Source organism: Pseudomonas baetica (assembly GCF_051216495.1).
Lineage (GTDB): Bacteria > Pseudomonadota > Gammaproteobacteria > Pseudomonadales > Pseudomonadaceae > Aquipseudomonas > Aquipseudomonas baetica_B.
In genome coordinates this window covers 1-4,557 of the sequence record NZ_JBPKAM010000207.1, presented here as the reverse complement: position 1 = coordinate 4,557, position 4,557 = coordinate 1, and the positions used below count along the sequence as shown (strand labels likewise).

4 protein-coding genes are annotated in these 4,557 nt (G+C 59.8%); 3 read left to right on the top strand and 1 reads right to left on the bottom strand.

The annotated features are described in order from the left end of the window. Positions 1–70: 70 nt before the first annotated feature. Positions 71–688 carry a bifunctional phosphoserine phosphatase/homoserine phosphotransferase ThrH gene (thrH, locus tag ACSFE6_RS31100; protein WP_435431199.1) on the bottom strand — a complete coding sequence of 206 codons (618 nt, stop codon included), beginning with the start codon at positions 686–688 and terminating at the stop codon, positions 71–73. Between the two features lie 163 nt (positions 689–851). Between thrH and ACSFE6_RS31095 the strand changes: the two genes are divergently transcribed. The 3 genes from ACSFE6_RS31095 to ACSFE6_RS31085 all read left to right on the top strand — a co-directional run bounded on the left by ACSFE6_RS31095 (position 852) and on the right by ACSFE6_RS31085 (position 4,493). After that, the gene (locus ACSFE6_RS31095; protein ID WP_007971943.1) at positions 852–1,592 is read left to right on the top strand and encodes a phosphoadenylyl-sulfate reductase; all 741 of its coding nucleotides are present in this window, start codon (positions 852–854) and stop codon (positions 1,590–1,592) included. Positions 1,593–2,151: 559 nt separating this feature from the next. Next, positions 2,152–3,693 carry an NCS1 family nucleobase:cation symporter-1 gene (locus ACSFE6_RS31090; RefSeq protein ID WP_435431198.1) on the top strand — a complete coding sequence of 514 codons (1,542 nt, stop codon included), beginning with the start codon at positions 2,152–2,154 and terminating at the stop codon, positions 3,691–3,693. Between the two features lie 71 nt (positions 3,694–3,764). After that, the gene (locus ACSFE6_RS31085; protein ID WP_435431197.1) at positions 3,765–4,493 is read left to right on the top strand and encodes an aspartate/glutamate racemase family protein; all 729 of its coding nucleotides are present in this window, start codon (positions 3,765–3,767) and stop codon (positions 4,491–4,493) included. The last annotated feature ends 64 nt before the right edge of the window (positions 4,494–4,557 follow it).

Genomic DNA, 4,557 nt, shown 5'->3' with positions numbered 1-4,557 from the left:
GGCTCGCTCCCACAAGTTCGGCGATCCCCTGTGGGAGCGAGCCTGCTCGCGAAGGCGTCCTCTGGGACGACTACAAACTCAAGGTCCGGTTCGAAGCCTTGATGAACTCCTGCTTCAAGTCCTCAAAACTGTGCACCGCCGGGAACTGCGGGAACTCGCGGATCACGTTGTCCGGCGCATGGAACAGAATCCCGGCGTCCGCCTCGCCCAGCATCGTGGTGTCATTGTAGGAATCCCCGGCGGCAATCACCCGGTAATACAGGCTCTTGAAGGCCAGGACCGACTGGCGCTTGGGATCTTTCTGACGCAACTGGTAGCCCGTCACCCGCCCGGTGTCGTCGGTAATCAGGCGATGGCAGAGCAAGGTCGGGAAACCGAGCTGACGCATCAGCGGCTGGGAAAATTCGTAGAAGGTGTCCGACAGGATCACCACCTGGAAGCGCTCGCGCAGCCAGTTGACGAACTCGATGGCGCCGTCCAGCGGCTTGAGCGTGGCGATCACCTCCTGGATATCGGCGAGTTTCAGCTCATGTTCGTCGAGAATTCGCAGACGTTGCTTCATCAGCACGTCGTAGTCGGGAATGTCCCGGGTGGTGGCCCTGAGGGATTCGATCCCGGTTTTTTCGGCAAACGCGATCCAGATTTCCGGGACCAGCACACCTTCAAGATCCAGACAGGCAATTTCCACAAGACACTCCCATTTGTATTGTTTATTGAGTCGAGCGAGCCCGAACTCTAGCGACTCCACCCCCACCGCGCAACGCAGAGGAGGCCCCGGCCGGTGCAGCTTTTTGTTACCATCGACCCCATATAGAGCGCCCAGCGCCACCGACCTGTAGGAAGCCGCCCTGATGAGCCCAACGTTCGACGTCGTGGAACTCGCCACGACCTATGCCAACAAATCCGCCCAGGACATCCTGAAACTCGCGTTTGCCGAGTTCGGCGATGACTTGTGGATATCTTTCAGCGGCGCCGAGGATGTGGTGCTGGTGGACATGGCCTGGAAGCTAAACAAGAACGTCAAGGTGTTCAGCCTCGACACCGGCCGCTTGCATCCCGAGACCTATCGCTTTATCGATCAGGTGCGCGAGCACTACAAGATCGACATCGAACTGGTGTCGCCGGACTACACCAAACTCGAACCGTTCGTGAAGGAAAAAGGCCTGTTCAGTTTCTACAAGGACGGCCATGGCGAATGCTGCGGCATCCGCAAGATCGAACCGCTGCGCCGCAAGCTATCCGGCGTCAAAGCCTGGGCCACCGGCCAACGTCGTGACCAGAGCCCCGGCACCCGCAGCGCCGTAGCGGTGATGGAAATCGACACCGCGTTCTCCACCCCGGAACGCACCCTGTACAAGTTCAACCCGCTGGCGCAGATGACCAGCGAAGAGATCTGGGGCTACATCCGCATGCTGGAGCTGCCGTACAACAGCCTGCATGAGCGCGGCTTCATCAGCATCGGCTGCGAACCCTGCACCCGACCGGTGCTGCCGAACCAGCACGAACGCGAAGGCCGTTGGTGGTGGGAAGAGGCGACGCAGAAAGAATGCGGGTTGCATGCGGGGAATATCATCAGTAAGTCCAAAGCGTAATTTCCCTCCTGACGAAATCCCCTGTGGGAGCGGGCTTGCCCGCGATGACGGCCTGTCAGTCACACAGTTGTTGACTGTGCCGACGCTATCGCGGGCAAGCCCGCTCCCACAGGTTTCTGCACCCGACATAAAATGTGTACACACGAATGTCACCATCGGTGCCATTTATGTGTGCACTTTTTGTTTGTACGCCCCTAAAAGTTACATTTCCCTCCCCGCCACGCCCTTCTGCAACCTGTCCCCAAAAATAAATACCTGCTCGATCGGTCAGCTTATATCCCCCGATTTTCAGTGGTTTAGCGCCCGTTGATAACCAAACGAAATCAGCAGCAAATTCCATAGATTCCGGACTGGCATAGATCTCGCTTAAGTGCATACATGTTTTGTATACAATTACCTCAAAACATAAAAACACCTTAGATCCGCAAGCCTGAAGCGCCCTATCCCGTACAGGCTGCAGATGCCCCGTAACCAATGATATTCGCCACCCGCGACGAAGATTGCCGAGCCAAGGCTCATGCACAGTCATCGCGGCGTCGAGCATCAGGAGCCTGCCGGAATGCGTACAAGTCTCTCCAACAACAATATTGCGCTGGATCTGCCCTCCTCCCCCACCACCCCGACCGATTTCGATTCATCGTTTCACCCGCCTGTGGTACTCAGCCCACGCCTGCATAACCAAGACCTGGCGCCCACCAAGGCCGAAGGCCGGCGTTGGGGCAAATACAGCATCTTCGCCCTGTGGACCAACGACGTTCACAACATCGCCAACTACTCGTTCGCCATCGGCCTGTATGCCTTGGGCCTGGGCGGTTGGCAGATCCTGTTGTCACTGGGGATCGGCGCAGCATTGGTGTATTGCTTCATGAACCTGTCCGGCTACATGGGGCAAAAAACCGGCGTGCCGTTTCCGGTGATCAGCCGGATCAGTTTCGGCATCCATGGCGCACAAATTCCTGCCTTGATCCGCGCCGTGATCGCCATTGCCTGGTTCGGGATTCAGACGTACCTGGCCTCGGTGGTCTTCCGCGTACTGCTGACCGCCATCCACCCCGGATTCGCCGACTATGACCACGACTCGATCCTCGGCCTGTCGACCCTGGGCTGGGTGTGCTTCGTGGCGATCTGGTTCGTGCAACTGGCGATCCTCGCCTATGGCATGGAAATGGTACGGCGCTACGAGGCGTTCGCCGGCCCGGTGATTCTGCTGACCGTCGCCGCCCTCGCCGCGTGGATGTATTTCCAGGCCAACGCGACCATCGCCTGGTCGATCCGCGACCCGCTGAGCGGCGGCGAGATGTGGCGCAACATTTTTGCCGGTGGCGCTCTATGGCTGGCGATCTACGGCACGCTGATCCTGAATTTCTGCGACTTCGCCCGCTCCTCGCCGTGCCGCAAGACCATCAAGATCGGCAATTTCTGGGGCTTGCCGGTGAACATTCTGGTGTTTGCCGCCATCACCGTCCTGCTGTGCGGGGCGCAATTCCAGATCAATGGCCGCATCATTGAAAGCCCAACCGAGATCATCGCCTCGATCCCCAACACCTTCTTCCTGGTCCTCGGCTGCCTGGCCTTCCTGATCGTCACTGTGGCGGTCAACATCATGGCCAATTTCGTCGCCCCGGCCTTCGTACTCAGCAACCTGGCGCCCAAATACCTGACATTCCGTCGCGCCGGCCTGATCAGCGCCACCATCGCCGTGCTGATCCTGCCGTGGAACCTCTACAACAGCCCGCTGGTGATCGTGTACTTCCTCTCCGGCCTCGGCGCCCTGCTCGGCCCGTTGTATGGCGTGATCATGGTCGACTACTGGCTGGTACGAAAAGGCCGGATCAACGTGCCGCAGTTGTACAGCGAAGACCCTAACGGCGCTTATTACTACAGCCGCGGGGTCAATCTGCGCGCCGTGGCGGCGTTCATTCCCGCCGCCCTGATCGCCATCGTCCTGGCGCTGGTACCGGGCTTCCATCTGGTCTCGCCGTTCTCCTGGCTGATCGGCGCCGGCATCGCCGGGATGCTCTACCTGATCATCGCCAAACGCCAACCCCACTACGCAGACGTCAGCGGTGAAGCCATCGCCGTCGATAACGTCAGCCACTGACTCCATGGCGGCCCGGCAATGTCGGGCCGCAGACCCACTTTTTTAAAAGCATCCCGCTATAAGGACTTCCCATGCGAATTCTCGTGGTCAACGTCAACACCACCGAATCCATCACCCAGGCCATCGCCCGCTCGGCGCAGGCCGTTGCCTCCCCCGGTACGGAAATTGTCGGCCTGACGCCGTACTTCGGCGCCGACTCCGTAGAAGGCAATTTTGAAAGCTACCTGGCCGCCATTGCCGTCATGGACCGGGTAATGTCCTACGACCAGCCCTTCGATGCCGTGATCCAGGCCGGTTACGGCGAACACGGCCGCGAGGGCCTGCAAGAGCTGCTCAACGTGCCCGTGGTGGACATCACCGATGCAGCGGCAAGCACTGCGATGTTCCTTGGCCACGCCTACTCGGTGGTCACCACCCTCGACCGTACCGTGCCGCTGATCGAAGACCGCCTGAAACTGTCCGGACTCTGGGATCGCTGCGCTTCGGTGCGAGCCAGTGGTTTGGCGGTGCTGGAACTGGAACACGAGCCGCAACGCGCACTCGAGGCCATCGTGCACCAGGCCGAATTGGCGGTGACCCAGGACAAGGCTGAAGTGATTTGCCTCGGTTGCGGCGGCATGGCCGGGCTGGATGAACAGATTCGCCGGCGTACCGGCGTGCCGGTGGTCGATGGCGTGACGGCGGCAGTGACCATTGCCGAGTCGCTGGTGCGATTGGGGTTGTCGACATCCAAGGTGCGGACTTATGCGACGCCGCGACCGAAGAAAATCATTGGCTGGGCGGAGCGGTTTGCCAGATAAACCGAGTCGCCCCATTCGCGAGCAGGCTCGCTCCCACAGTTGGAAAGCATTCCCCCTGTGGGAG

What these genes read in the sequence shown, in the direction of transcription:
- ACSFE6_RS31095 (WP_007971943.1), top strand. Translation starts at nt 852, where the DNA reads ATGAGCCCAACGTTCGACGTCGTGGAACTCGCCACGACCTATGCCAAC.
- ACSFE6_RS31090 (WP_435431198.1), top strand. Translation starts at nt 2,152, where the DNA reads ATGCGTACAAGTCTCTCCAACAACAATATTGCGCTGGATCTGCCCTCC.
- ACSFE6_RS31085 (WP_435431197.1), top strand. Translation starts at nt 3,765, where the DNA reads ATGCGAATTCTCGTGGTCAACGTCAACACCACCGAATCCATCACCCAG.